The 26,668-nt window shown below is 45.4% G+C and carries 22 protein-coding genes; 11 read left to right on the top strand and 11 right to left on the bottom strand.

Annotated features, from left to right (window positions below; all coding sequences use genetic code 11):
* Positions 1–10: 10 nt before the first annotated feature.
* From FQV26_RS13285 to FQV26_RS13275, 3 genes are all read right to left on the bottom strand, one after another.
* Positions 11–940, bottom strand: a complete 930-nt coding sequence (locus FQV26_RS13285; RefSeq protein WP_146558026.1) for an ATP-binding protein — start codon at positions 938–940, stop codon at positions 11–13.
* Positions 941–1,127: 187 nt separating this feature from the next.
* A complete protein-coding gene (locus FQV26_RS13280) occupies positions 1,128–1,325 on the bottom strand; it encodes a hypothetical protein (RefSeq protein WP_146558025.1) in 198 nt (65 codons plus the stop codon).
* Between the two features lie 168 nt (positions 1,326–1,493).
* A complete protein-coding gene (locus FQV26_RS13275; protein WP_186759939.1) occupies positions 1,494–2,315 on the bottom strand; it encodes a CPBP family intramembrane glutamic endopeptidase in 822 nt (273 codons plus the stop codon).
* A 402-nt stretch (positions 2,316–2,717) separates the two neighbouring features.
* Between FQV26_RS13275 and FQV26_RS19045 the strand changes: the two genes are divergently transcribed.
* The 3 genes from FQV26_RS19045 to FQV26_RS13265 all read left to right on the top strand — a co-directional run bounded on the left by FQV26_RS19045 (position 2,718) and on the right by FQV26_RS13265 (position 5,811).
* On the top strand, positions 2,718–3,116 hold the full coding sequence (locus FQV26_RS19045) for a Gfo/Idh/MocA family oxidoreductase (RefSeq protein WP_261384341.1): 399 nt from the start codon (positions 2,718–2,720) through the stop codon (positions 3,114–3,116).
* Positions 3,113–3,496 (top strand): aspartate dehydrogenase domain-containing protein, encoded by a 384-nt coding sequence (locus FQV26_RS19040; protein WP_261384340.1) that lies wholly within the window; start codon positions 3,113–3,115, stop codon positions 3,494–3,496. Before FQV26_RS19045 ends, FQV26_RS19040 begins: the two co-directional genes overlap by 4 nt.
* Positions 3,497–4,272: 776 nt before the next feature.
* A complete protein-coding gene (locus tag FQV26_RS13265; protein WP_146558023.1) occupies positions 4,273–5,811 on the top strand; it encodes a glycine betaine uptake BCCT transporter in 1,539 nt (512 codons plus the stop codon).
* Between the two features lie 192 nt (positions 5,812–6,003).
* Here the strand turns inward: FQV26_RS13265 and FQV26_RS13260 are convergent, their stop codons facing one another.
* From FQV26_RS13260 to FQV26_RS13245, 4 genes are all read right to left on the bottom strand, one after another.
* Positions 6,004–6,243 carry a hypothetical protein gene (locus FQV26_RS13260; protein ID WP_146558022.1) on the bottom strand — a complete coding sequence of 80 codons (240 nt, stop codon included), beginning with the start codon at positions 6,241–6,243 and terminating at the stop codon, positions 6,004–6,006.
* Between the two features lie 15 nt (positions 6,244–6,258).
* Positions 6,259–6,768: a glycine/sarcosine/betaine reductase selenoprotein B family protein gene (locus FQV26_RS13255; RefSeq protein WP_146558021.1), complete on the bottom strand. Its 510-nt coding sequence runs from the start codon at positions 6,766–6,768 to the stop codon at positions 6,259–6,261.
* Positions 6,769–7,033: 265 nt separating this feature from the next.
* Positions 7,034–7,828 carry an ion transporter gene (locus tag FQV26_RS13250; protein WP_146558020.1) on the bottom strand — a complete coding sequence of 265 codons (795 nt, stop codon included), beginning with the start codon at positions 7,826–7,828 and terminating at the stop codon, positions 7,034–7,036.
* Positions 7,829–8,140: 312 nt separating this feature from the next.
* Positions 8,141–9,016 (bottom strand): YitT family protein, encoded by an 876-nt coding sequence (locus FQV26_RS13245; protein WP_146558019.1) that lies wholly within the window; start codon positions 9,014–9,016, stop codon positions 8,141–8,143.
* Positions 9,017–9,334: 318 nt separating this feature from the next.
* Between FQV26_RS13245 and nadX the strand changes: the two genes are divergently transcribed.
* Entirely contained in the window at positions 9,335–10,114 is a 780-nt protein-coding gene (gene nadX, locus FQV26_RS13240; RefSeq protein ID WP_146558018.1) for an aspartate dehydrogenase, read from the top strand.
* A gap of 40 nt (positions 10,115–10,154) precedes the next feature.
* A complete protein-coding gene (locus FQV26_RS13235) occupies positions 10,155–11,129 on the top strand; it encodes an alpha/beta hydrolase (protein WP_261384339.1) in 975 nt (324 codons plus the stop codon).
* Positions 11,130–11,238: 109 nt separating this feature from the next.
* On the opposite strand, the gene FQV26_RS13230 is transcribed toward FQV26_RS13235, so the two are convergent.
* The gene (locus FQV26_RS13230) at positions 11,239–12,543 is read right to left on the bottom strand and encodes an acetamidase/formamidase family protein (RefSeq protein ID WP_146558017.1); all 1,305 of its coding nucleotides are present in this window, start codon (positions 12,541–12,543) and stop codon (positions 11,239–11,241) included.
* 331 nt (positions 12,544–12,874) lie between these two features.
* On the opposite strand from FQV26_RS13230, the gene FQV26_RS13225 reads away from it, so the two are divergent.
* The 5 genes from FQV26_RS13225 to FQV26_RS13205 all read left to right on the top strand — a co-directional run bounded on the left by FQV26_RS13225 (position 12,875) and on the right by FQV26_RS13205 (position 18,824).
* Positions 12,875–13,390 carry a hypothetical protein gene (locus FQV26_RS13225; RefSeq protein ID WP_146558016.1) on the top strand — a complete coding sequence of 172 codons (516 nt, stop codon included), beginning with the start codon at positions 12,875–12,877 and terminating at the stop codon, positions 13,388–13,390.
* Positions 13,391–13,697: 307 nt separating this feature from the next.
* Positions 13,698–14,063, top strand: coding sequence for a hypothetical protein (locus FQV26_RS13220; protein ID WP_146558015.1), 366 nt, complete (start codon positions 13,698–13,700; stop codon positions 14,061–14,063).
* A 398-nt stretch (positions 14,064–14,461) separates the two neighbouring features.
* Entirely contained in the window at positions 14,462–15,658 is a 1,197-nt protein-coding gene (locus FQV26_RS13215; protein ID WP_261384338.1) for a M14 family zinc carboxypeptidase, read from the top strand.
* A gap of 312 nt (positions 15,659–15,970) precedes the next feature.
* The gene (locus FQV26_RS13210; RefSeq protein WP_146558014.1) at positions 15,971–17,476 is read left to right on the top strand and encodes a phytoene desaturase family protein; all 1,506 of its coding nucleotides are present in this window, start codon (positions 15,971–15,973) and stop codon (positions 17,474–17,476) included.
* A 364-nt stretch (positions 17,477–17,840) separates the two neighbouring features.
* Positions 17,841–18,824, top strand: a complete 984-nt coding sequence (locus FQV26_RS13205) for an Ltp family lipoprotein (protein ID WP_146558013.1) — start codon at positions 17,841–17,843, stop codon at positions 18,822–18,824.
* A 131-nt stretch (positions 18,825–18,955) separates the two neighbouring features.
* On the opposite strand, the gene FQV26_RS13200 is transcribed toward FQV26_RS13205, so the two are convergent.
* From FQV26_RS13200 to FQV26_RS13190, 3 genes are all read right to left on the bottom strand, one after another.
* Positions 18,956–20,038 carry an AI-2E family transporter gene (locus FQV26_RS13200; RefSeq protein ID WP_146558012.1) on the bottom strand — a complete coding sequence of 361 codons (1,083 nt, stop codon included), beginning with the start codon at positions 20,036–20,038 and terminating at the stop codon, positions 18,956–18,958.
* Between the two features lie 299 nt (positions 20,039–20,337).
* Positions 20,338–21,789 carry an amidase family protein gene (locus FQV26_RS13195; protein ID WP_146558011.1) on the bottom strand — a complete coding sequence of 484 codons (1,452 nt, stop codon included), beginning with the start codon at positions 21,787–21,789 and terminating at the stop codon, positions 20,338–20,340.
* Positions 21,790–22,022: 233 nt separating this feature from the next.
* Positions 22,023–22,505 carry an SRPBCC domain-containing protein gene (locus FQV26_RS13190; RefSeq protein WP_186759937.1) on the bottom strand — a complete coding sequence of 161 codons (483 nt, stop codon included), beginning with the start codon at positions 22,503–22,505 and terminating at the stop codon, positions 22,023–22,025.
* Positions 22,506–22,893: 388 nt separating this feature from the next.
* Between FQV26_RS13190 and FQV26_RS13185 the strand changes: the two genes are divergently transcribed.
* Entirely contained in the window at positions 22,894–26,664 is a 3,771-nt protein-coding gene (locus FQV26_RS13185; protein WP_146558009.1) for an AAA domain-containing protein, read from the top strand.
* Positions 26,665–26,668 lie beyond the last annotated feature (4 nt).

Genomic DNA, 26,668 nt, shown 5'->3' with positions numbered 1-26,668 from the left:
CAAAGTGGATTCAACCGGTGATTCTCCATAGTTTTTCCAGTCGTTCATAATTGTCTAAACCGATTCGCCGCTTCACTTTTCCACGTTTTAATTCCTTGCCGATTTCGTATTCGTCTATCAGCAGCAACACATCATAGATCAATCGCAATGGAAATTCGAGAGCCAGTAGAACCGGATAAGCAAGGTACATACTGACATGTTCGTAGCCATAGAAATTATCTTGTTCAATCGGCAGATTTTTCCTGGTATATGCTTTGCCGATTCCGTGCAGTAACAGTACCCAAGAAAGAAGTTCCTGTTCATCAGTATCCGGAACTTCTTTTTTGATTTCTTTTATCATTTTACAAGTTTGTTGGAGAATGGCGCGCATTTCTGCAGTTTCTGTCATAGGCTTGGTTTCTTTAAAGCTACGAAAAAAAGCCTCGCTTTCCTCATAGGAAAAAGCTTGTTCTTTAAGCTTTGCAGGGTGTATTCCGGCAAGCGGCGGGTTGGATAGGATTCGGATGGAATTGAACTTTTCATCTTTTCTAGGCAATTGAAAGGCGCGGATGTAGCGCTCCATAACAGAATCCGGGACGCGCTCCTTATCTTGCCGCAGGCTATTGCGAGACTTCAAAACTTTATAGGGCGTGAGAAATACAAGGGCCTCTGTTTCGGGCTGGAATTTTTCAATTCTGTTCAAGAGGCTTTTTCTTCTCTTTGAGGCTAAGTTTGTTGCATCGTAAATGACATTATTTCCATTTTCCAAGTGAAAAGCCGTTTCCTGGTACATTGCTTCAAATGTATTTTGGTTGTTGGTGGAATTGCATGACAGGCGGTTTCTTTGTGCAATTTCATCAGACGAGAGATGTATCCATCGCTTATCACTTTGGAGTAGACTGCGGGCATACGTGGTTTTTCCGCTTCCGGGCAGGCCAATCAGCATTATAAAATGCGCCATTGTAACCCTTCTTTCAAAATGGATTTGAGCAGCTGTCCTCACCAGTTTTCCATATGCTCCTTAGAAGTTAATAAAAACGACCAGCAAATCCATCTTAATTTGCTGGTCGTTTTTACGTTATAAATTTTCGATAGAAGACGGAACCCGCTCCTCAAATGGGTATTTAGCAATTAAACAAACGAGACGATTAAGGCGTCCGGTTATTGTTTTTGTTGGTGAACTTATTGTTTTCATCCGGGATGCGCGCACTATCTTTTACCGATTGGTTTTTTTGTTCTTGTTGGGTGAAATCTTGTTGGTCTGAAGTTTCCTTGTTTTTTTCTTCAAGGAGTTCATTCATTTTTTTAATGTTCGCTTCTTGTTCAGATGATTGGTGATCGCTCATTGTAATCCCCCTCATAAGTTGTTTTTAGTTGTATTCCCGGTATGAAATAGAGGTAAACGTTGGCAGGAGGGCACTCATCGTTCTGCTTTATAAAAGTCTGAATTCAATTATTCAGTATTCAGGAAGGAATTCTTTTAATGCAACCGCTTCTTCCACAGCAGTAGGAATTCATTTCAAAAGGCTATGGTCTTCTGCTATCTTGTTTTCTGCGCCTCGAGCGAGCTGAATAATAATGAATAACAAAAACGCCAAGCTTATCATCAGCACCATAAGGTTCGGCAGACTTTTCGCGTAGAGGTCGTCGATACTTGTCACCATCAGCCATTTTGGAAAAGACGGATTGACGAAACTTTGGTACATGGCGACCACGTTATTGGCGATATGCAGCAAAATCGGCACGAGCAAATTGCCGGTCTTTAAATACAGCAGCGACGCTACTACTGCAAATAGGAAGGCACCGAAAAAGTTGATGTGGAAGATGCCAAAAATCAGACTCGACATGCCGATCCCATTCCAGAAGCCGAAGGTCGCGATCAGCCGAGTCAGGAGTAGCCCGCGGAACACGAATTCTTCCGCAATCGGCGCGATGACCGCTAAAATGAAGCCGGTCGCGACCAAGTACCATAGCGCGTCAGGGAGTTGCTGCGGGGTGAGCGCAAACTCGACAGCAGTCGGGGCAACGGACATAAGCGCCCGCAACAACAGCCAGTAGATGCTCATAGAAAACGCCAATACCAGCACGGTGAGCCCAAGCACCGGAAGCAGCCAACGCGCTGTGCCCCGGAAGAAAAAGACTTGGCGCAGTTTCACACCGCGCTTTTTTAAATGGTAACTGCAAAGCCATAAGGGCAAGACGATATAGAAGACCAATTGCATGGCAACGCTGATGAGGAGTACGTTTCCTGTCATTTGCAGCAGGATAAAGATCACGACAATGGATGCGCCCGTCATCCAGCCAAGTACAAAACGAGATCTCTTTTCCTCGAACATCCTTAGCACCGCCTTTCGTTTTAGACTGACTGCGTCCATGAGAAAGAGAGAGCGGGTTTTTGTTTTATTCCTATTTACGAATGTTAGTGCTTCCTAAGAGAAAGCCCATGTACAAAGTACACCATCCTATAGTGTATGAAATCCGGCAGAATATATTTTTATGGTGAGCAGTAAATGCTCACTGCAAGGTTATAAAGAAGAGGAAGTATGAACTTTTGGAGAAATAGAAAAAGGATGAAGAATAATTTGGCTCTGAATTGACGAATCGGCGGGTTTTACTTTTCTTATAGGTATCATATACCCTAATAGATCAAATTTAAAAAACAGAAGTTTGATAATTTAGCGGCATAACAACAAGTAAAGGCTATAGAGATTTTATTCAATTACGTGAGGAGGAAAACCATGAATATTGGAATTATCGGAACAGGCAATATTGCCATGTACTTACTGGAACAAGTGAATTCCAAACAGATGACTAACGGAAGAATAACTGCAGTTTTCGGACGCAATCAAGAAGCGGGCCATCGGTTAAGTGAGCAGTTTGGAGCCGATTTTTACACGGATTTTCAAGCATATATGAAATTGCCGCTTGATATCGTCGTAGAAGCCGCTACTGTGGAAGCGGCTCGGCTCTATCTGAAAGAGGTAGTTGACCATAAGAAAGACCTCGTTGTCAGCAGCATTGGTGTGTTTAAAGATGCGAATTTTTTGGATAAAGTCACAAGCTTAGCAGAGTCTGCAGAAACTACTATCTTCTTGCCGTCTAGTGCTGTGGGGGACTCGACGTCCTGCAGTCGGTGAAAGCGGCTGGCGGCTTAGCGCGAGTCCAGCTGACGACCAAAAAATCATCGGCGTTGCTTGGCATGGAAACAGAAGAAGAGAAAGTAATATTCGAAGGTACGGGAGGAGACGCGGTCGAACAATTTCCGAAGAACATCAACGTAGCGATGACGCTTGCATTGGCAAGCGTTGGAATTGAAAAAACGAAAATGCGCATCATCGTTGATCCGGCCATTGAACAAAACACCCAAACCATCGAAGCAGAAGGGGATTTCGGCAAGATGCAGCTGCAAGTCGAAAACCATCCGATGCCAGAAAACCCGAAAACGAATCTTCTCGCGGCATTGAGTATTTTAGCCGTATTGCAGAATAAAGATAAAGCTTTGAGAATTAGCAACTGATTTTTGGTATTGAAAGAGTGTAAAAGGGGATTTGGTATTGAAGGTGTCACGCAAGATGGTTAAAAAAGGAGGATGCTGCTGGAACGGTTGGTGATAAAATCAACAGAACGGAGCGTTTATCCAGTCGATGCACAACTCAAAAAAAACAGATGGATAAGCGGTTTAAAGGGAAAGACGTGGAAGGCTTGGATTGCAGCTGCGCTCTTTTAACGCCGCGACATATAAAAGTGGGGATTCTGTCCATTACTGCGCCTGCTGCATTAACAGTTAGGTGTGGTTTTTTTAGTTTTTTATTAACTGGAACAAATTTCTTGAAAACAGCAATTCTAAATAAGTGGTTCTCTAAATGAGCTTGAATCAAGAGCACAAGAAGCGAAAAAGCAGTAAGGAATTGCTGTTCAGTTGGTCAGAATTTTTCGGCAGTTTAGGTCTGATTTAGCTAGGGAAGATGAAATGATGATGAAAATCGTGTATACTTAATAGTTAGCTCGGAAAATAAAATGACATGGATAAGGAAAAGGATGGTTTTGGCTGACAAAATACCATTCGTTTTCAGTGTACATAAGCAGGAAAAGAGGTTGATATGACAGGTTTTAAGAACGACTAGTTAAGTGGAAGGCTGTTCAGGTCAGTTAGTTGACTGAAACAGTTTAATGGGTTCAATGCAATTGCTTCATGAAAAAAAGTTGAGTTATATTGGTTTTGCATGGTTAAGTGTGTTATCCAATTGAAGTAAACCCGCCGCTAATAATTTTAGACGGGAGCTATACTTTAATATGAAAAAAGTTTCAGGTGTTTTTTTTAGTTCGATAGCAATTATGATTGTGCTTGTCACGTTTGGTATCACCATGCCAAATGCGCTAGAGCAAGTGACCGGCAATATGCAGGCTTTTATCACAGCCAAGTTCGGCTGGTACTATTTATTGGTGGTTGGATTTTTTGTGGTAGTTTGTTTTTATCTTTTATTCAGCCCGGTTGGTCGGATTAAGCTCGGGAAACAGGATGAACAACCTGAGTTTTCACGCCCAACTTGGATTGCGATGATTTTCAGTGCCGGCGTCGGCATCGGATTGATTTTTTATGGGACGGCTGAACCAATCAGCCATTACGCAATCAGTTCGCCAACCGGCGTAACGGGAACCGACCAAGCAGTCAAGGACGCTATGCGGTACACATTTTTCCATTGGGGCATTCACGCATGGGCCATCTATGGAATTGTCGGACTGGCAGTCGCTTACTTTACGTTCAGAAAAGGTGAACTGATGTTGATCAGTAAGACATTGCGCCCGCTTCTTGGCGATCGCGTTGATGGATTACTCGGGAAAACCATTGATGTCGTGGCGGTTGTTTCAACTGTCATCGGTGTAGCGACCACGCTTGGTTTCGGTACCGCGCAAATCAATAGCGGCTTGTCTTATCTGTTTGGTATTCCATCCAATTTTGGAGTCCAAGTCGTGATCGTGGTCGTGCTGACAGTGTTGTTTTCACTTTCAGCATTAACCGGCCTCAAAAAAGGAATAAAGATTTTAAGCAACACGAATATGGGCTTGACGGCTCTTTTGTTCATCTGTGTGCTGATTTTTGGTCCGACAATGTTTACCTTGAATTTATTTACGGATAGCCTCGGTAGCTATGTCCAGACATTTGTCAATATGAGCTTGCGGATGGCTCCAATGAATGAAGAAGGACGTGCGTGGATCAATGGTTGGACGATTTTTTATTGGTCATGGTGGATCGCGTGGTCACCGTTTGTCGGTATTTTCATTGCCCGTGTATCAAGAGGCAGAACAATCCGGGAATTTGTCGTTTACGTATTGCTGGTGCCGTCACTCATCGGGTTCATTTGGTTCTCGACATTCGGCAGTGCAGCGATTGTAGCAGAAAGAACGGGAGCTGCCGTAATTTCGGCATTGCCGCTGGAAGCTTCACTCTTTGGGTTATTGGAACAATATCCATTCGGTTTAGCTCTATCGATTTTAACCATTCTAATCATCATTACATTCTTTGTCACATCTGCTGATTCAGGGACATTTGTTCTTGGGATGATGACGTCTAACGGTTCACTCAGCCCGAGCAATACAGTGAAAATGATCTGGGGCGTCTTCTTGTCAGCTACGGCGCTTGTTCTTCTTTACTCAGGTGGTCTGCAGGCGTTGCAGAATACAATGATTATTGTGGCATTCCCATTTTCAATGATTATTGCTTTGATGACTTTCAGTCTGATCAAAGCCCTTAATGTGGAAGCGAAAGAGCTGGGAATTGGCCAGCTTAAAAAGAAAGAAACCAAAAAAGAAGCAAGAGAAGTTCTTCGATAAAATGGTAGGCTTCAAATCACAAGATCTCTCAATAGAAAAATTTTCGAGCTGAACATTTCTCTATTATCTTTTTTCCTGCTTATGACTTTTTCGGCAACAACTATTGAAAAAAAGAAAAGGCAGCATTAACGACTCAAAAAGTTGTTGATGCTGCCTTTTTTAGTTGATGGTTGCTGTTTAAACCTCCTGTCTCTATAACGTATCGGGATATAATTGTTTGGTTCCAGAAGGCAGCGTTAACAGTTCAAGTAATTGATCCACCACTTTTGTTCTCGTTTCAAAGTCGAATGGTTCGCCGCACGGCCGACCCATTTTAAAGGGTACATGGAGTGTGCGTGGGGCTCCAACTTTCTCTGTGACTTCCGGAAACAAAGTGACCATGGCTGTTGGAATCTGTGAAGCTTCTAAAGCCCGGGCATACAGCCCAAGCACATTGTGGCAGGATCCTCAGCCAGGTACCAGTAAAGCTGCATCAATTCCTTCATTATGAAACAGTTCGACTACTTTCGGGATAAAGTCTTTTTCAGCTATGGTCGTATCCAGGATGCCACCGTTCAATCCGATATGGATGCCTGAAACGGACCCGATTTTTCCATTCGACGCGGATTTTCTCAACTGCTGGAGAGGAAAGACGATGGATGGATCGGTTTTGGCATACTTGGTATCGAAATAGATATGGGTAACGGTCAGCTCCTGTTCCGAGATGTCTCCCGGAATGATTCGAAACGAAGGATCTCCAGCTGGATTGTCCACATTAAACGGCTCGTCTGATTTCAAGTGAACACCGGCGGTCGAAACGAGTGCCACTTTGCACTGATTCAAGGGTTTTTGCAAAAAAGCCTTGGGCATGCTGTTGTTTTCTGTCATATGACTCATGGTGAATTTTTGGTAGGCATTCGTGAAATTGCTGGAAAACGTCCGAGACAGTTTCGATTTGAGCTTTGTCTTCATTTTCATGATTCGCCATTCCTCCAGTTCAAACAGTCTATAGAGGAGTATTCGCTAGGGGATTGAAAATTCCTGTATGGAATTCCTTTTTTGTTACTCAATTGATGCTCTGGTGACGAATAAGAAATAATAGATTCAGCTAGGAGCAATTTTCATCCTTATGATTTATCCAGTTGGTTGTATCTACTCAAAACACCTCCGATTTAAGTACACGCGTAGTGTACAATTCCGGAGGTGTTTTTAGTGAAGCTATCTTTAAGGAGAAAACTACTTCTTATTTCCGATCCACCAATGTCTGGATCATGGTTTTCATTTCTGCTACTTCGTTCTTGAGTTCGTCTATTTCCGACAGTTCATCTTTAAGGCCGGCAGTTTCCGCATCGATTTCTTCGGAGATCTTTTGGGCATTATTTACAATTTCCCCGACGATCAAGTTGATCATGAGGAAAGTCGAAATGACGATAAAGGAAACGAAATACAGCCAAGACCACGGAACGACTTCGAATATGGGGCGGAATACGCCGCTTGCCCAGGATTCCAAGGTAAAGACTTGGAATAAGGTGATAAACGACAAACCAAGATTGCCGAAAAATTCCGGTTCAACCGTGGCGTAAAAGAAAGTACCGATGACCGCATAGACGTAAAAGATAATCGACATCAACAAAATGACACTGGTGATGGTCGGAATAGCCATGAATAGAGCAGCCACTACTCTCCGCAAAGACGGGATGGTGGTGATGGTGCGCAATACCCGCAGCACACGGAAAATACGCAGAACGCTTATGTATGGGGAGTTATAGAGTATCAAGCTGCCGACCACAATGAGAAAGTCGAAATTGTTCCAACCGTTCCGGAAGAAGCTGGTGCGGTATAGATAAAGCTTGATCATGATTTCCAGGGTGAATAACCCGAGAACGATGATGTCCATGGCCAAAAGCCAGGTATGGTATTTCTCCGCAAACTCCGGATAGGTCTCAAGTCCAACCAGTATGGCATTGATGATGATCAAGATGGTGATGAAATTGGTGACTCTGTTGCCTTCCATAATTCGTATCATTCGATCTTTCATAACTTCAGGGACGACTCCTTTTCTTTTTTGCAGGTTTTGGGGATCCTGTTTCCAAGAATGGACGGGAAGTTTTTGCATGCCCAAACTCCGTTAATTATAGCATGGGCGTCATGTGCTGGTTAATTCACAACCCTTTATCAAAACCTTAAATGTGACAGAAAAAAGGAGTTGGGTATACAGTCATCCTAAAAATGACTAACGTGCTGAAGGCTATTCAATTCCACACTCCCAAAAATCACTTCCTAAACTTGAAAAAATGCGCCGGCTTCTCTTGTGATAGGGAAGTCGGCGCATTTTGTTAGGATGCCGGAATCAGTGGATGTCCCGCTTTTTGAAACTGCCGCCTCGAACTTCGGCTACGTCGTAAACAGCGACGAACGCGTTGTTGTCAATTTCAAAGATGATTTCTTTCATTTTGCTGTCTTCGAGCCGGTTGATGATGCAGGTGATTTCTTTATATTGCTCGTTTGTATAAGCGCCATTGACGAGATTGTAAGTGGCATTGCGGCCGAGCCTGTCGTGAATGGTCTGCACAAGGAGCTCAGGTTCACGCGAGATGATTTTATACGTTTTGGAGCCGCTGAATCCTTCTTCGACCAAATGGATCACTTTGGACGCGATGAAGTACGCGATTCCGGATAGGAAAGCACCTTGCAGGCCAAAGACGAAAGAGACGATGATAAAGACAAATACATTCAGGAATAAAATCATATCACTTGTTCCAAATGGCAGTTTACGGGAAAGCAGCACGGCCAGCATATCAATTCCATCGAGCGCCCCGCCGTTCCGCAAAGCAAGCCCCATTCCAAAACCGATAATGATTCCGCCAATGACTGTGACCAATAAAGTATCGCCTTCGATGATGGGCGGAATATGATGCATAAGCGTTGTCGCATAGGCAAGGGAAGCAATGCCGATAGTGGAATAGATGGCGAAGCTTTTCCCGATTTGTTTATAACCCAAGTAAACGAATGGAATATTCAGGACAGCAATCAGCAAGCCCAACGGCATTCCAGTCAATTGTGAGCCGACGATGCTGATTCCGGTAACCCCGCCGTCTGATACATTGTTCGGGATCAGGACGGCTTCAAGGCCGTACGCAGTGATAAATGCACCGATAATAATAGGCAGCGCCCGTAAAATTAACTTGACTCGATTTGTTTTTCGTTTTGTGTTGGTTGAACTCATTGTCTTCTCCTTTTCTGTCGGTTGATGAGGGCATTTCGACTCTAACTATTAAATATAATCCTTTTATTGTTATTTTAGTAGAGTGAATTTTAAAGATCGCAACCGGTTATGGTTAGTTTATTGAAAAGTATAGCTTGATTGGCAACAGTATTTCTTCATCGGAATTTAAAATCAATTTCGTACTCGATGTATGAAAAAAAGATCAGCTTCCCGAATTGTGAAGATAGCATAATCTAATTAAGGGTATGGTACAGGTATGTAGGCGCCATAAATATGCCAGTCAAAAATGTTCTATCTGAGTATGTAAGGAGGTCCATTATGAACATCGGAATCATTGGAACAGGCAATATTGCCACGTATTTATTGGAACAAGTGAATAACCGCCACATGGCGAGCGGCAGAATAACTGCCGTTTTTGGACGGAATGAGGAAGCGGGGCATCGCTTGAGTGAACAGTTCGGTGTCGATTTTTACACAGATCTTCAATGGTTTTTGGAGACGCCGCTCGATATCGTTGTGGAAGCCGCAACAGTCGAAGCAGCAGGCATCTATCTGAAGGATGTAGTCGTCCGCAACAAAGATCTCGTCGTCAGCAGTATCGGCGTGTTTAAAGATGCAAATTTCCTGGATGAAATTAAGACCTTGGCCGAAGATGCAGGCACGCACATCTTCCTGCCGTCTGGTGCAATCGGGGGATTGGACGTTTTGCAAGCGGCGAAAGCAACAGGCGGACTGAAGCGAGTGCAGATCACTACAAGAAAATCACCAGCATCGCTCGGGATGGAAACGGACAAAGAAGAAGTGGTGTTTGAAGGTTCGGCTATAGACGCCGTCGAAAAATTCCCGAAGAATATCAATGTGGCGATGACACTTGCGCTTGCAGGAATCGGTATGGAAAAAACGGCAGTACGCATCATTGTCGATCCGGCCATTGAACAAAACACCCATACCATCGAAGCAGAAGGAAATTTCGGAAAGATGCAGCTGAAAGTTGAAAACAACCCAATGCCGAGCAATCCGAAAACGAGCTTTCTTGCCGCACTCAGTATTTTGTCAGTGCTGCAGAACAAAGACCAGGCTCTCAGAATCGGGAACTGAGTGTTCAGTTAGATAGAGTTTGAAAAGGAGAGATTCTGTTTTGAAAGTAACGCGTAAAATGGTCAATAAACATTTGAGATTCAGAGGAATGCTGATAGATAAGCTGGTGACGAAATCGACGGAAGAAGCGTTTATCCAGTCGATGCACAACTCGAAGAAACAGATGGATAAACGGTTTAAAGGAAAAGATGTCGAAGGCTTGGACTGCAGCGAAGAGTGGATAAGCCGTGGAGACGGTTCCTCAATTCGTGTGCGGATTTACAAAGCGCTCGGTCCAGTTAGCGCTGTACCCGGTGTGTTATGGATTCACGGCGGAGGCTATGCGCAAGGGGTTCCGGAGATGAGTGGGGACATGTACAAGCGCTTGATCGACACGAGCGAGTGTGTCATTGTCGCACCGGATTACCGGCTGTCGATTGATTCGCCTTATCCGGCGGCGCTCGATGATTGCTATAAAGTCCTGTTATGGATAAAAAACCAGGCAAAGGAATTGGGCATTCGCGACGATCAGCTGATGGTCGGCGGCGAAAGTGCCGGTGGGGGATTGACCGTTGCATTAGCATTGCTTGCAAGAGACAAGGGAGAAGTCAACCTAGCTTTTCAACTGCCGCTTTATCCGATGCTCGATGACCGGATGCTGTCAGAATCCGCGCGTGACAACAATGCTTATGTCTGGAATTCGGATACGAACCGGTGGGGCTGGAAACTGTATCTCGGTAAATTGTTTGGAAGGAACGTACCCATCTACGCAGCAGCTGGACGTGCAGCAGATTACTCGGGGTTGCCGCCGGCCATCACGTTTGTCGGAGATATCGAGCCGTTCCGCGATGAAACGATCCGGTATGTGGAGCGTTTGAGAGCAGCAGGCATTCCTGTCGACTTTAAAATCTTTAAAGGCGCTTACCACGGTTTTGACATCATCAATCCGAAAGCCGACATCAGCAAAGCAGCACGAAACTTTTTAATGGATTCTTTCAAATATGCAACTAGACATTATTTTGCCAAGCAGAATTGATAATTAGATCTGCTGTTCTTTTGCGGTCGTTGTTCGAGAATGACCGCAGAAATGTTGCGGCCCGATACTAAAACAACCGCCATTCCTTTTTACGGAATGGCGGTTGTTGTCATTTTCCATATTGCGTTTTCACCAGTTCGAACAAATCGGTTTTTTGCAGATACGGTTCAGGGGCCAGGAAAGTCACAGTGATGACACCGGGATGCCGGCCGATTTCAATAGATCCGGTGATGGTCGAGCGGTTCATGATTTCCGGAACGGTCACGCCGAAGAAGTCAGCAGCCCGCTTCAAGCCGTTTTCGGTTGCGTCGTTCAAATTCGGACCAGATCCGATAAAGGACACCGGATAGGATTCTTCGATTTTGGTGACGTTCCAAGTATCGGCGATTTGCTGAGCGGATTGTTTTTCTTCTGCCGTGAAGGGCTTCGCCGTATACGGCAGGTCCTCAACATTCGGCAGCAAGATTGGCCCTTGGATATTCAAGCCTTTCAGCACGTGGACCTGGAGATGAGCGATGCCCGAAACGTCTGCCGTATGCCCGGCGATTTCACCATCGCCTTGCATGGCATGCATGTCACCCAGGTAAACACCGCCGCCGGCAACTTTCACCGGACAAATCAATACAGCTCCCGCCCGCACCCGGCTGATGTCCAAATGGCCATCTGTCCGGTGAGTCTCCAATTCCTCCTGTGTTGTTTTGAAATCATGTGGAGCACCAACCAGGAAGGAACCGAAGTCGCCGGCATTATGGGAATCCGGTGTTGGCCGGGATGGCGTCGTCCCCAATTGACCCAGGAACGGACGCATGCGGGCCATCGTACCGACCAGATCATGAGGTGCAAACGTCACCACCGGATTCTGAACGGAAGCTTCCGGAGTTTTCATGAACGTACGGCCGTCGTGAGCGATGGTTTCGGAAGCTTCCTGCGGCAAGGTCAGTCCGACATCGCCTTTTTCACCAAAGAAAATGGTGTAGCCATTGGTGAAGACGAATGGAGTCGCGTCCGCTCCGCAATTTGCACAGCGAATGGCTTCCATGCCGATGCCTTTGATGACGGTTTCGGGGTTCTTGGTGCCGCATTCCGGGCATTTTGCAGCTACATAGCCGTCGCCATCTGCCCGGTCTTCAATCATTTTATCGTTGCCGGAAGCGGTGGCTTGGGAAGTTACAGTGATTGATTGAATCCGGATAGCGATGGCATCTCCGGGTTCAGCCCCTTCCACATAAACCGGCTGTGTCACTTCGTGTCCGCCTTTGATGCTGGGGGTAATCATAGGACCCCAACAGCCTGGGGCAGTATTGGCGATAATCGTTCCGCCGTCTTTCACAGGTCCCAGCATTTCTTTCCCGGGATCCAGGATGCCATCTATGAAATGATTGACGAATAAGGTTTCGACTGTCGTTTTGTTCACAATAATCCTCCTCTTTCGTTGGAATTATCAGACTACTTAAAGTATAAAGGGTTGGCAGGCTCTTTAACAATTAATTGCCTTGATGTGCTTGAAAGTTCGAGTGGAGGGTTTAGCCGAGCCATTCGATGTCTCCGTATTTCAAGTTTTTCATCTTATTTTGTAAGTTCATTCTAAAGAATCAGCAGAGTATAAATACTTGCTGTTAGGAGTTAGAAAGAAGAGGCGGAATAACTGAATGATCAAAATTATTTCTGCTGTTTATTGTAAAAAACTAGGTGGTCTGCTACGCTAAGGAGCATAAGAACCATTATGAATTGAAGGAGACCAAACCATGTCGAATCTTTCCCTGGCAGAAGCTGTGAAATTGAAATCTGTATTGGCAAAACGCATTCATGAGTTGGAAGAAGAGATGGACCGGGTGGCTTTTGTGGAAATGGAAAAAGACAGCAAAAAGCCGAAGCAAGCCCGTACTCTTCACCAGGTCGAAGAAGAGATCGACGAAATCCGAAAAGATTTCCGGCTGTTGGACAAATTGATGTACCGCGCTAATTTTGAAAATGAAATTAGCTTCAACGGAGAAAATTTAGCGATTGTGGAAGCCATCGAATTGGCCACGCAATTGCGTGCCAAAGCACGGAAGTTCAAAGAGTTCGGAGCTGCTTCAAAAGAGGAGATTCAATTTGGCTATGGGGAAGGCACACCCATCATCAGACGGGCAATGTTTGATCCGGAGAAATACCGAGTAAAAGCGGTGGAGTTGGAGCGCCAGGCAAACCGGCTGTCAAATGCCATCAACACCAAAAACTACTCGATCGTCCTGGATTTCGACAGCGAGAAGTATTTCTGATCCTTGGAGCGGTGAGACTCCGCTTCAAGGCATGGAAGGAAACCTCTTATGTACTTCGGTACACTCAACTCTGATGGCTAATGGCAAACCAATGACCTTTACCCCATCACGATTTTACCTGTAACCGATCACCAACCAAGAGCAAACGGCGGTCGATGACCACATTCCTGTTTTAAAACGCCTTCCATGAATCCTCCTGCTTTTTGAGCAGGGGGATTTTCTAAGTTATTGAGGATCCTCATTCGCAAGTTCTCATTGTCTTTAGTCTGCGATTTTCGATGCCTTGAAAAAAGGAGGTCCGTCTCAAATGGAAAACGTATCAGCACAAGTAAAGCTGCAGTCAATCGAATCCTTTCAATCAACCATCCGCAAAACAGAAAAGGCTTTGATTCAGATGCACGAAAAAAACGCTAATACCACATTGGTAAACAGTCGGTTGAATGCTCTTCGAACGGGCTTGGTTGTGTTGGAAGCCGTTTGGGAAGACAAGACGCATTCCTATACCCTGGAAGATTTAGCAGAAGCTCGTCTTGTTTTGATAGGACTCCTGTCCTCAATCGAAGCTATGTACACGAAATCAAAAGAAGGCAGTCCTCAAAAGACGCTTTTAGAAAGAAGGATTACTTCATTGGAACTGGCTATTCAAGCGTTGAATGATCTTATCAACGAATAAAGATGGAATGATTAGCGGAATGGATGTTTGCTGTTCGAACTTACATGGTTTTCTCAGCATCTAATTTATGACAAGATGCTAGAAAACAAACAGTAAAAAAATCGGGTGAATTAAAGCCTCTCCAATTCATCTCATCCAAACCGCTGCTTGCCGCAAGTTAATATTCCAAGAAGCAGCGATTTTACGAACGAAAGTATTTAGTGGGTCGAAGTATATAGTGGCATCTATGTCTATTGATACAAAGGTTTCTAAGGCTATATATAAAATATGATACTAAAGAATTGAATATTCTAAATATATTTACTATTTTTTCTTTTATTGCTATGCTGTTTTTTGAGTAAAGAAATGCTTTTTAAAATAGAATCATCTGCAAATAAATTCAGAGGGAGTGAGTATGTTTGAAAAGAAGATGGGCGAGTACAGTTGGGGTGTTAAGTTTGTGTACAGCATTGGCAATGCCGGTTTATGCGGTTGAAAACGAGACAAAGCCGGCGGAACATCATCATGATAACAGCATATCCGGATTTATCGACTATCAGGAGTTGCAGAAAAGCTTAAAGCAGATTGCGGCTAACAGCAAAGGGACAGTTCAAGTGGATGTGGCCGGGCAGTCTCATGAGGGGTTGGACATCTATACCGCGAGAGTCGGTACTGGGGATAAGGTTCTTCTGGTTCAAAGTGAAATCCACGGGAACGAAAAAACCGGCACCGTAGCGATTCTCAATTTATTGAAGACCTTGTCCAATAACTCGAAGCAATCACAAAAAATTCGGGAAGAAGTGACTCTCGTCTTCATGCCGATGATGAATCCGGATGCTTCAGAGGCGGATAAACGCCGCAATAGCCTGACTTGGAGTGAGACGCTTGAAAACTTCCCGCAATTAGCAGGGGCAGCTCCTTCTTGGAATTATCTGGACCGCGGCATTAGCCAAAATTATGATTACGGCGCCAATCCCGGATTCGATGTAAACCGCGATTTTAATCCTGATCTTAATTATGTGCCGCAAGCTGAAGACTTCCCAGGAGCATCGAATCAGCCAGGCTGGTTCATCACACCAGAAGCCCAGACGTCCCGCGATGTCTATAAATCCCTGCAAAATGAATTCGGTAAAGTGGACGTATTCATCGACTTGCATCACCAGGGACTTTATTATGTCGATGGCACAGCGGATCCGGTAACGCTGTCTTTATCGGCCCAGTTCGTGCCGGACCCATCTACGCCTGAAGGAGCGAAGTACGCTGAATACGCCGATAACTACGATTATGATTTCTCTAGACAATTGAACTTGGCGGCTTACAATGAACTTCAGTCCTACGGCAACTCAAAATTCACCAATATCTCGCTGTATTCACAAGGTCTTGACCTGCCTGGAACGGCGCTTGGAAGCTACGCCTTAAATGGCAGCGGAACGGTCCTTTTTGAAGTAAGAGGCCAGACTCAGAGCTTGGGACAAAAAGAAAAAGGCCAGTTGGTCAAATCGGTTGAGCGAGGCCTGTCTGGAATCATTGAAAGTGTAGCAGATGGTTCGGTCGAACAAATAGACCCGGAAGCTTACGAAGATATTCCGCTCACAGCTTACCGACCTGGATTTTAACCAAGCACTGCCAACGATTCAAAGAATATGAATGATTTGTTAACTTAATAAGAGACTTATGCACCTGCCATTCCCGATGCGGAATGGCAGGTGTTTTTCTGTTGACGAAAATTAGAGAGAGTATGTACATAAAGTATACAAATACTATATAAAGAGGGTTTTTTAAAATCAGATGAAGGGAATATAGAGGAGTATGGCCATGTTTTGAAGAAAGTTCAATGGTAGATATTTTGAAAAGATGGACAGGAACATTTTCCTTTAAAGCAAGAATAATAAGATGAAACTACTTTGGAAAAGAAGGGCGGTACATATATGGTGAACGTCAATAAATCCGTAATCGTAATTGGTGGAGGCCTCGGAGGTTTATCCGCGGCTATTTCTCTTGCTCAAAAAGGTTACGCGGTTTCTTTATATGAGAAAAATGAACACATTGGCGGAAAAGTGAACCGCCTGGAGCAGGACGGCTTTGGTTTCGACCTGGGCCCCTCTATTTTAACAATGCCGCATATTTTCAACAAATTGTTCGAGGGAAGCGGCAAGCGCATGGCTGATTATGTATCTCTCAAGCGGCTTGATCTGGAATGGCGCTCATTCTTTCCGGACGGCACGATGCTGGATTTGTATCATGACCTCCACAAGATGGAGCGGGCAAATCCGGCATTGTCCCACGGGGATATCAAAGAGTATTATTCGTTGCTGAAATACGCCAAGCGGATTTACGAAACGACAGAACGCAGCTATTTGAAAGAAGGCTTTGAGTCGCCGAAAGAGGCGGTTGCGCAAAATGGCATCCTTGCGACCTTGATCGGGTTTGACTTGACCTCGACGATGTACAGTGCAATTTCCAAGCGCATCAGCAATCCGCATCTGCGCGATATGCTGTCCTATTACGTCAAATACGTCGGCTCTTCTCCTTACAGCGCGCCAGCGGTTCTAAACATGATGATTTACATGCAGCATGCGCAAGGCTGTTGGTACGTAAAAGGCGGAACCCATAAGCTTGCGGAAGGATTAGAGAGGCTTGCGAGAGAAGAAGGCGTTCAGATCCATACCGGCACGGGTGTGGTTCGGGCTCATACCAATCAAGATAAGCAGGTTGCGGGCATCGAACTGGAAGACGGTTCGTTCAAGAACGCTGATTATTATGTTTCAAACATGGAAGTTATTCCATTCTATAAGAAAATGGTGGATGCGGACGAGAAGTTTGTAGAGAAGCTGGTGAAGAAGTACGAACCGTCAAGTTCAGGACTCGTGCTGCACCTTGGCGTGAAGAAAACTTATCCGTTGTTGAATCACCACAACTTCTTCTTTTCAGAAAACCTGCATGAACAGATGGAAAAAGTATTTGAAAAACACGAGCTGCCGGACGACCCGACCATTTACTTGGTCAACGTCAACAAAACCGATCCGACGCAGGCCCCGCCTGGACATGAAAACATTAAAATCCTGCCGCATATTCCTTATATACAAGACAAGCCATTTACACCAGAGGAATACCGGCAGTTTGAAGAGCGCGTACTTGATAAGCTTGAGCGCATGGGCTTGGAAGGTTTGCGCGAAAATATCGTGACACGCGACGTCTGGACGCCGCATGATATTGAACGTGTCTACGGTTCGGACCGAGGAGCGATTTACGGCACAGTTTCCGATAAAAGCAAAAACGGCGGCTTTAAACACAAAAAACAAAGCGAACTCTACGACAACCTTTATTTTGTCGGAGGCACAGTCAATCCAGGCGGCGGCATGCCGATGGTGACCCTGAGCGGTCAGCAAGTGAGCGATAAGATTGTGAAGCGTGATCAGGGACTGAAAAGGTAGTATGCTTTACTTCTTTATATAGAAGTAAAGTATATTCAAAAGCGAGTAATTCCTTTAAGGCAACTGTATAAAAAATCAGTTTCGACTGCTAATCTGCTTCAGATTAGCGGTTTTTTTGTGGGAGCAGTATATTTCATTTGAATAACAAAATATTTAAATTGTGTTAACAGTCTAAAGAAGTTACAATTTATATGAGTCATAATACTTATTAAAAAAACAGCATGTGTCATTTTTTAAGTCAGTATAACTAGGTATGCTGTATGTCTTTTGAAAAAATCAGAGTTATTACTTCTGAAATGAAGGGCAAGACAAGTTTTACAAGAAAATGATGTGAGCAACAAACTATCAAAAAGGGGGTAAGGAAATGGAAAATTTGTTTTTGCTGCTATTTCTCTTGTCGATTGTGGCACTGGTTGTAGGGTTGATTAAGCCCAGTCTTGTTTTGAGGTGGATGCCAGCAGCCAAAAGGAATAGAAAGAAAGCAGCCATGTATTTTGGTTCTGCAATAGTAGCATTTTTTATTTTATTCGGAATAACGCTAGATCCCGTAGAAGAAAAAGTAGCCGGTGTCGAGCAAGTCGAAGCTGAGGAAGAGACTGATCAACAAGCAGTGGAAGAAGCGGAAGCGGAAGCTAAAGCGGCAGAAGAAGCGGAAGCTAAAGCGGCAGAGGAAGCGGAAGCGAAAGCAGCAGAGGAAGCGGAAGCGAAAGCAGCAGAGGAAGCGGAAGTGAAAGCGACAGAGGAAGCAGAAGCTAAAGCGGCAGAGGAAGCGGAAGCTAAAGCAGCAGAAGAAGCGGAAGCGAAAGCAGCAGAGGAAGCGGAAGCGAAAGCAGCAGAAGAAGCGGAAGCGAAAGCGGCAGAAGAAGCAGAAGCGAAAGCGGCAGAAGAAGCAGAAGCTAAGGCGGCAGAAAATGCAGGAACAGCTTCACAGCAACAAGCGGTAGGAGTGGCTGAGAATTACTTGGATTATACTGCTTTTTCAAAGAGCGGATTAATCGAGCAATTAGAATTTGAAGGTTTCAGTAATGCCGATGCTGCTTATGCAGTAGAACAAATCAGTGTAGATTGGAGCGAGCAAGCAGTCAAAACGGCTGAGAACTATCTGGACTATACTCCTTTTTCAAAGAGCGGATTAATTGAGCAATTGGAGTTTGAAGGTTTCAGTAACGCCGATGCTGCCTATGCAGCAGAACAGATCAACGCAGATTGGAAAGAACAGGCAGTGAAAATGGCTGAGAACTATTTGGATTACAGTTCTTTTTCAAGATCCGGGTTGATCGAACAATTGGAGTTTGAAGGTTTCAGTAATGCTGATGCTACTTATGGCGTAGATGCAACAGGGCTTTGATAAAACTGTTAACTTCAGTTAAGCTATGATTTTGAGATAGGTACTATCAACATGCAAGTATACTAAGACCGCTGGTTCTTGTGAGAATCAGCGGTCTTTGTACGTCTTCATTTATTGCGCTCTTTGGTTATTCAGCGCAACGCTGGAAACTTCAGCCGGACAAGGCGATACACATTCTGTACGATGGCCTTGCCTACCGCGTAGATAGGAATGACCAGGATCATGCCGATGATTCCGGCAAAACTTGCCCCGATATAGAGAAGAAATATGATGGTCACTGGATGCACTTCAAGTTTATGTCCCATGACGTTCGGCGAGATGAGATTGCTCTCTAACTGCTGAATGATGAGGATAGCAACAGCAGTCCAAAACGCCAAAATCGGCTCCTGGAAAAAGGCTACAATCAAAACCGGTACAGCCCCGATAAATGGTCCAAGAAACGGAATCAGGTTGGTAAACATGGAAACGAATGCAAGAATGACGGCGTATTCCAGCCCAAGCAGCATATAGGCGATCAAACTGAGAACCCCGACGAACAGGCTGACAATTGCTTGTCCCTGAATATAGGCACTCAAATTTTCATCCATGTCCTGCAGGATTTTCCGGCCTTCTTCACGTGAATCTTGCGGCAGGATCTTCAGAAATCTGTCGGGCAAACGCTCGCCATCTTTCAACAGGAAGAATAGAACGAATGGCACGATGACCAGTTTGGATACTATGCTGAGAAAGCTTCCGAGAAAACTGAGGACGCTGCTGCCTGCTCCTGAGAACCGTTCAGTGAAATTATCCGTCAATGTCGATGGCTGAAGGGCAGGCATCACATTCTGTTCTTCAATGTATTGCCACCACTCGCTTTCCAGAGCCATATCAATCCAGTTCTGGGCCTGTGCCACAATGTACGGGAAATTATTGACCAGTGTCATGATTTGGCTGGCCAATAACGGTGCCAGCCAAGTTCCGAGAAAGAAGATGACAATGGTGAAAATGAAAAAGATCGAAAGAATAGCGGTTATGCGGCCCATTCGTTTTTCCAGCAACGAGACGAGCGGCCGGAATATGTAATAGAGGATTCCTCCGACAATGACGGTCGGTGCGATGGTCGAGAAGATGACGCGGAATGGATAAAGAAGAAACGGCATACGGGCCGCCAAATACAGGATGATCAGAATGAGAACAACGCTGTACAGGAATAGGAACCATTTTGTTTTCGGCATGCGTCGTCCACCTCCTCGTTTGCGGCGGCCTCAAATTGCAGAACCGGCCTTTATTCCCTTATTTCCTGTAAGACATGTCATTAAACAATTATCGGTGTTTGTCTAACTTTTTAAGTGAAGAAAAGGATGCGGAACGATAGTGTTATGGGTGAGTACATGGTTACAATCGTTTTTTCGCTCTCCAGGTATAATTTCGTTTTTATTAAAAATCAACAAAAAAATGAACCGGACTTCCCTCATTGGTTGTATCTGCCAATGAGGGAAGTCCGGTTCACAAAAAAGCGCATGCAATTAGTTTTTCAATCGAATTGAGGAGCTTTTCGTTTGTTTGTCGCTTGCTCGTAAGCATAAGCCAGTTCAATTAATCTAGGTTCACTGTAAGCTTTCGCCGAGAATGTCACTCCGACAGGCTGGCCTGTGCTTGTGTAGCCAGCGGGTACAGTGATGGAAGGGTATCCTGCTTTTGCTGGTTGGGCAGCTCCTCGGTTGTTTTCTGAAAGCAAAGCATCCAGATTGTGCTTGGCCATGATAGCATCGATTCCTTCACTGCGGGAATTCCGAATGTCCGTTTCCCGGTGTAAGAGGTAGGTTGGGTCGTGCGAATCCTCACTGAGCGCCTGTGACTTTTCCAGTTCCGATTGGCCGAACTTCATCCGCAGTTCCGGATGTTCCTTATTGAATGCAATGACCTCTTCCAGTGATTTCACCGGAACATCGCTTGAAACTTTGCTTAAATACTGATTGACTCCACGCTTGAACTCATACCAAAGCACTTCTGAATCAAATTCTGTCTTCGGCATTTCCACATTTTCAATGACCGCGCCCAGCGCAGCCAGTTCTTCAATCGCCTGCTCGATCACTACGCGTTCTTCTTTTCCAGTTTCACTTAAGAGGGAGCGGTCAACGCCGATCCGTGCACCTTTCAACCCGTCAATTTTCAGATGCTGCGTATAATCTGAAAGTGCTTTCGTTTCATTGGCGGAAGTGGCTGGATCCCGGTCATCGACGTTCGTCAAAACGCCAAGCGTAAGGGCTGCATCCGCCACCGTCCGCGCCATCGGTCCAGCCGTGTCCTGGCTTTCTGCAATCGGGATGATGCCGGTGCGGCTGATCAAGCCGACAGTCGGTTTGATTCCCACCAGAGAGTTAGCGCTCGATGGGCTTAAGATTGAACCGGACGTTTCTGTGCCGATACCGACAACGGCAAAATTCGAAGCAATGGCTGCACCGGTTCCCGAACTCGAACCGCCAACGCTGCCAGGTTCGAAGACATCGACGCCGTAAGGATTCAGTACTTGGCCGCCGAGGTTGCTGAAGCCGCTCGGTGCATCTTTTTCCATAAAATATGCCCATTCGCTCATATTGACTTTGCCGAGAATAAGCGCGCCGGCGTTTCGCAGCTGGGCTGCCACAAACGCATCTTCTTTCGCATAATTCTCCTGCAATGCGATGGTTCCCGCGGTCGTCGGCATGGAATCGATCGTATCAATATTATCTTTCAATAAAACCGGGATTCCGTAAAGCGGTCCCTGGCCTTCCTGCCCGCGCATTTCATCAAGTTCAGCTGCAATTTTTAAGGCATCCGGATTGAGTGATAGAACGGAATTGATCTTCGGTCCATTCTTATCGAATTGTTCGATCCGTTCCAGGTAGGCCTGGACCAGTTCCACTGTTGTCAGCTTGCCGGTTTCAAAGGCTTGCTGGATTTTACTGATGGTCGTTTCTTCTAGTTCAAAAGCGGTTTTTTCCATATCGATTCCCCTTGTCAGTGGATTTGCAGAAAACCTATGCGTAAAGAACGGGTCTCCTTCTTCTATTATAAATAGTTCGAAGAATCAGTGTACAAAAATCTGATTACAATCACGCTAGAAATGGAGGAGAGCTTAACCATATTACTGGTTTACGAAATTTGATCATCCTATAAAATTTCTAGTCATCACTCAAAATTACCCTATTGAAAAAGTACTCTCCTTTTTTCGAGTTTTCACACCCCGTTTTCAGTAAACAAAGCAAGATTTTCAAGGGTGGAATTCAAACCGGCGTCATGATCTTCCTTCCGTATCCCTTCAGGAACATTTTCGCAAACGATGGTAACCTTCGTTCCTTCCAAAACAGCCTCCAAATACCATGTCTGAATCATCTCGCCAGCAAACGCAGGGTCTTCAGAATCAAATTGGCCTGCCAGCACAATTTTGGTGTCGGAAACCAGCTTTGAAAACGTCCCTTGAGATACATCCGTATGGTCCAAAGTCTTCCCAAGATTTGAATCAAGGGAATCATACGTGAGCGTGATTTTATAAGATCCGCCTTCGTAAGGATCAAACTTATCAATAGTGGCTGACATTCCGGTAGGGGGAAGCCACGATGCTAAGGCTTCCGGGTTGAGAAATGCATCATAAATTGCTTTTGGTGTTGCCATAATGACTCTCGAAGCGGAATCGATTCTCTTATTGGTTGAGTGTGCCATGATCCATAACCTCCCGATTTTTGTTTAGTATAGTATACCCACTCTGGTTCAGAAACCATTCTACTGATTAATTAAGGAAGAGCGAAAGGTGGCGATAGGCAAGCCCACCGCTCCTGCATCGCTATACTGTGGCGTTGCAAAGATTGTCTCGCGGAAAGCGAGCGCTGGAACATTAAGAAACCGGTTTGAGCTCATTGTTTCTTTCCATCATTTAACTATTCCATCTGCCTAATTATGTCGCTATAAAAATTAATCGAACATATATTCGTATTAATTCGTAACTTTTCGATCTTATTTCGACTAATTGATGATATGATTATAGGAAAATGGATCAGCAGGAACGATTCTTCGGGAAATTTCTTCAGCTTTAAAAAGAACAGGTGATTAGATGGTTAAAGCACATACAGCAATATACAAAACGTCCATACGATTAACCAAGACAGCCATAGAAAAAATGGGAGGGTTCGGCATCAGCGAACGCTCGTTTTTTGTTGTGGACAAAGCCTTTAAGGTATTTATCGAGCGCTATCCGTCCAATGCAGATGGCGAGCTTTCCGTTGCGCTGATTTTCGACAAAGCGGAAACGGACCGTTTGACAGCAAAAAACATAGAGGGATCGATCGTCCTGCACGGAGTCTTCACGAATCATAATTTGTTGATCACCAACCTGACAGTCAGGAAATCCTATCAGGCACTCGGAACCAACTGGCAGCGCGAGGAATATTTGATGTTCGATCCTTCTCGTAATCCGGCTCCTGTCTCGTTGATTAATCTTATCAACCGGATGACGCCGGCAAAGGAAAGCACGGATTACGTTAAAAAGCGGATCGGCAGCTGGGAAGGGTATTTGAAGATTCAGGAGCGCGGCATGGATATTCCGGACATCAAAACGGGCTATTCCAAATTAGCGTTCAGCCATGATTTCAGCCGAATTACTTTAGCAGGTTGCCAAATGAAAGACACAGAGTGGAAAACACTCAAAGGCCTGACAGTGAAGTTGGCGGGTATTACTGGAGATGCCGGAACGGTCATCAAAGCGGCGAACCGCACAGTGGAAGTGGAACTTCAACATCACATGGTCAAGCAGGTTCGGGAAAAAGGGCTGTCGCTGGAGAAGCGGGAAGTCGTCTTCAGCAATTTTGCGGCACTCAGCCAAATCAGACGGCTGCGGCAGGGCTTTGCAAATTTGGAGAAAGGCCTGGCGGTGAATCCGAATCTTGACCGTATTTTATTTGAAGAAAAGCCGCCTGTGAAACCGTTGCAACCTTTAGAGCGGCTGGTATTCCATAACCGGTTGAACGAATTCCAGCAGCAAGCCGTTTCAGGTGCTGTGGCAGCAGAAGATTTGTACGTCATCCAAGGGCCGCCGGGAACCGGAAAAACCACGGTCATTTCAGAAATTTGCCTGCAGAATGCTAAAAAAGGCTTGCGGACATTGGTCGCGTCGCAATCGAATCTGGCAGTTGATAATGCACTGGGACGCCTTTTGGCTAATAAAGACATCCGGATTCTTCGCGTCGGTCGTACCGAGAGCATTGAAGAAGAAGGAAAGAAATTCATCGAAGAAAACGTCGGCCAGTACTGGAAAGACCATACGCTGGAAGAAGTTGCGGCTCAATACGACAAGCGCGGAAAGCGCGAGCCACGCTTGAAAATTGAATTGGATGCAAATGAACAAGCCACCCAAAACCTGCAGCCGGTCTACGAAAACCTGGCTGTTGCCATCGAAGAGAAACGTAAAGCGCAGGAAAACCAGCAGCACATTCAAAGCTTGCTTGAAAAAGAGCAGACGAAATTGTCGTCACTTGAAATTGAAAGGGACAAGGCTGTCCGTGACAGCTGGGAAATGGAACAAACGGTGCAGACGCTTGAGGATTCTATCCAAAAAAATCTGGCTTTTATTGAAAGCAAAGACCAAGCATCGTTCCAGGAACAACAGCAACAGATCCAACAGCGTATTCAATTGCTGCAGCGCGGGCTTGGGCGCAGCCGGCTTGAGCAGGATTTGGCTGAGAAACGGCAGGACCTGGCGGCGATCGTAGAGAGACGCGATCAGATGGCGGAAATTATTGAACAGAAGAAAGCCGCCGTCAATAATATGGACACTATCAAGAAAATCGACGGGCTGATGGAGGTGCTGAAAGAGCACAGGATCGAAGAAATCCCTTCCATCACTTATTTGATCAATCGGCTGGAAGCCAACCGCGAAAACATGGAAGAATGGGGCAAGCTCAATGAATACAACCGGCTCGTCACTGCAGCAATTTCCTATATCGAGAAAATGCTGGCACCCACGGGGATTTCGTTTACCGATTTGAAGCAGCAGGCATTGGCCAAGACAGAAGCCTATACCTCTGCCGAAATCGACAGTTATTTGGAGAAGTTGCGGAACTTGCTGAAAAGCGAGCAGCGCAACGATCCGGCTATTTTGAAAAAGGCGTTAACCGGGTTGTACAGACGGCAAAACAACTTGTGGAGCAGAGGTGCCAAGCTCAAGTCGGTCGAAGTATATGCGGAAGAGTCGAAACGGGCTTTCCAGCAATTGAAAAACGGGTTATGCGAACAGCTCGTGAAACAGCAGGAGCAATACCGTGTATGGGATGAGAAATGGCTGGAGAAGCAGGAAAAACAGCAGGAAGAAATGGCGCCGCTTGAACAGCGCTACCGTCAACTGCCAAATGCGGGCGACCTTCCTGCTGATATAGAAGCGGCAATTCACGAAAAGAAAGCGGAGCTTGCCGAACTGCAAAAAGAAAAAGTCTTTTATGAACAGACGGAGAAACGAATAAAAGACCTTCAGGCAGAACACGTAGAAAAGAAAGCTCTACTGGAAAACAATGAAGCCCAAATTATCAAAGTGGATGGGGAAATCGAAAAAATCCAATCAGAAATAAGGAACCGGAAAGAACAAATGGCGTCCTTAAAAGAAGTGCTTGCATCAAACCCCGAGCTGGAATACGAACGGGCAGGCAAAGAACTTGCCAGCCTTTCCTTCACAAAAGAATCGCTTAAACAGGAAATGAAGAATCTGCCTTTGCTTCAATCGGTACAGAAAAAATGGCTGGATCTATTAGCGCAGGCAAATGAACACGATCTGGATGAAATCCGGAAAATGTATATTAAGCATGCCAATGTCATCGGCACGACTTGCGTCGCTTCGGCGCGCAAAGATTTCATCGAAAACTATCCTGAGTTTGATGTGGTCATCATTGACGAAGTATCCAAAGCGACACCTCCTGAGCTGTTGCTGCCGATGCTGAAAGGCAAGAAAATCATTTTAGTCGGCGATCATCATCAATTGCCGCCGCTTCTTGGCAACGACACGCTGGAAGAAACGCTGCAGAAAATGATTGATGAAGACAATGGCTTTGAAGAAAAGAAAGAGCTGGAAAAACTGCTGGAAGAGTCGTTGTTTGAACGTCTTTATAAAAACTTGCCGGCAGCGAACAAAACGATGCTCGCGATTCAATACCGCATGCACGAGGATATCATGGAAACCATTGCGCCGTTTTACCGGCTGGAAAATGACCAATTGCAATGCGGCATCTTGGACTCGGACCGGGAGCGTGACCATCTGCTCGAATCAACTACAGTGGCGCGCAGCAATCACCTTATGTGGCTGGATCTGCCGAACGAAGCAGCGAATTTTGAAGAGCGGATGAATGGCGGAAAGAGTTTGTACAATGCAGCGGAGCTGCAGGAAATCCGTGATTTATTGCTTGAACTGAATGAAGCTGCAGGTTCTGCCAAGCAGGCGGGAAGAATTCCGCAAGACCAGCAGAAGAGCATCGGCGTCATCAGCTTTTACGGCGAACAGGTCAAGCGGCTTCAGCGGATGATCGACCAGGAAATGCGCTTGCCGCATTTGGCTGTCCGCACAGGAACGGTTGACCGGTTCCAGGGAAGCGAACGGGACATCATTATTCTGAGCATGGTGCGCAATAACCATAACAAGCACGGCGATATCGGTTTTGCGAAAGATTACCGGCGATTGAACGTGGCGTTGTCACGCGCCAAGGAATTGCTGGTGATGGTCGGCAGTTCTGAGATGTTTACGAAGCGCGCCAAACAGCTGGAAACACGAACGATGTACAAGCACGTATTGGAAGTTGTAAAAAAGAAAAACGGGTTGAAGACCTTAGAGAAGAGCAGGGGGTAGAGGT

The organism is Planococcus sp. CPCC 101016 (assembly GCF_007859295.1).
Taxonomy (GTDB): Bacteria; Bacillota; Bacilli; order Bacillales_A; family Planococcaceae; genus Planococcus.
This window is presented reverse-complemented; position numbering and strand designations above follow the sequence as displayed.

Excerpts from the sequence above, each read along its gene's own strand:
- FQV26_RS19045 (WP_261384341.1), top strand. The coding sequence starts at position 2,718 with ATGAATATTGGAATTATCGGAACAGGCAATATTGCCATGTACTTACTG.
- FQV26_RS13210 (WP_146558014.1), top strand. The coding sequence starts at position 15,971 with ATGGTGAACGTCAATAAATCCGTAATCGTAATTGGTGGAGGCCTCGGA.
- FQV26_RS13285 (WP_146558026.1), bottom strand. The coding sequence starts at position 940 with ATGGCGCATTTTATAATGCTGATTGGCCTGCCCGGAAGCGGAAAAACC.
- nadX (WP_146558018.1), top strand. The coding sequence starts at position 9,335 with ATGAACATCGGAATCATTGGAACAGGCAATATTGCCACGTATTTATTG.
- FQV26_RS13185 (WP_146558009.1), top strand. The coding sequence starts at position 22,894 with ATGGTTAAAGCACATACAGCAATATACAAAACGTCCATACGATTAACC.
- FQV26_RS13280 (WP_146558025.1), bottom strand. The coding sequence starts at position 1,325 with ATGAGCGATCACCAATCATCTGAACAAGAAGCGAACATTAAAAAAATG.
- FQV26_RS13255 (WP_146558021.1), bottom strand. The coding sequence starts at position 6,768 with ATGAAAATGAAGACAAAGCTCAAATCGAAACTGTCTCGGACGTTTTCC.
- FQV26_RS13190 (WP_186759937.1), bottom strand. The coding sequence starts at position 22,505 with ATGGCACACTCAACCAATAAGAGAATCGATTCCGCTTCGAGAGTCATT.
- FQV26_RS13220 (WP_146558015.1), top strand. The coding sequence starts at position 13,698 with ATGGAAAACGTATCAGCACAAGTAAAGCTGCAGTCAATCGAATCCTTT.
- FQV26_RS13245 (WP_146558019.1), bottom strand. The coding sequence starts at position 9,016 with ATGAGTTCAACCAACACAAAACGAAAAACAAATCGAGTCAAGTTAATT.
- FQV26_RS13265 (WP_146558023.1), top strand. The coding sequence starts at position 4,273 with ATGAAAAAAGTTTCAGGTGTTTTTTTTAGTTCGATAGCAATTATGATT.
- FQV26_RS13250 (WP_146558020.1), bottom strand. The coding sequence starts at position 7,828 with ATGAAAGATCGAATGATACGAATTATGGAAGGCAACAGAGTCACCAAT.
- FQV26_RS13275 (WP_186759939.1), bottom strand. The coding sequence starts at position 2,315 with ATGTTCGAGGAAAAGAGATCTCGTTTTGTACTTGGCTGGATGACGGGC.
- FQV26_RS13205 (WP_146558013.1), top strand. The coding sequence starts at position 17,841 with ATGGAAAATTTGTTTTTGCTGCTATTTCTCTTGTCGATTGTGGCACTG.
- FQV26_RS13200 (WP_146558012.1), bottom strand. The coding sequence starts at position 20,038 with ATGCCGAAAACAAAATGGTTCCTATTCCTGTACAGCGTTGTTCTCATT.
- FQV26_RS13225 (WP_146558016.1), top strand. The coding sequence starts at position 12,875 with ATGTCGAATCTTTCCCTGGCAGAAGCTGTGAAATTGAAATCTGTATTG.
- FQV26_RS13195 (WP_146558011.1), bottom strand. The coding sequence starts at position 21,789 with ATGGAAAAAACCGCTTTTGAACTAGAAGAAACGACCATCAGTAAAATC.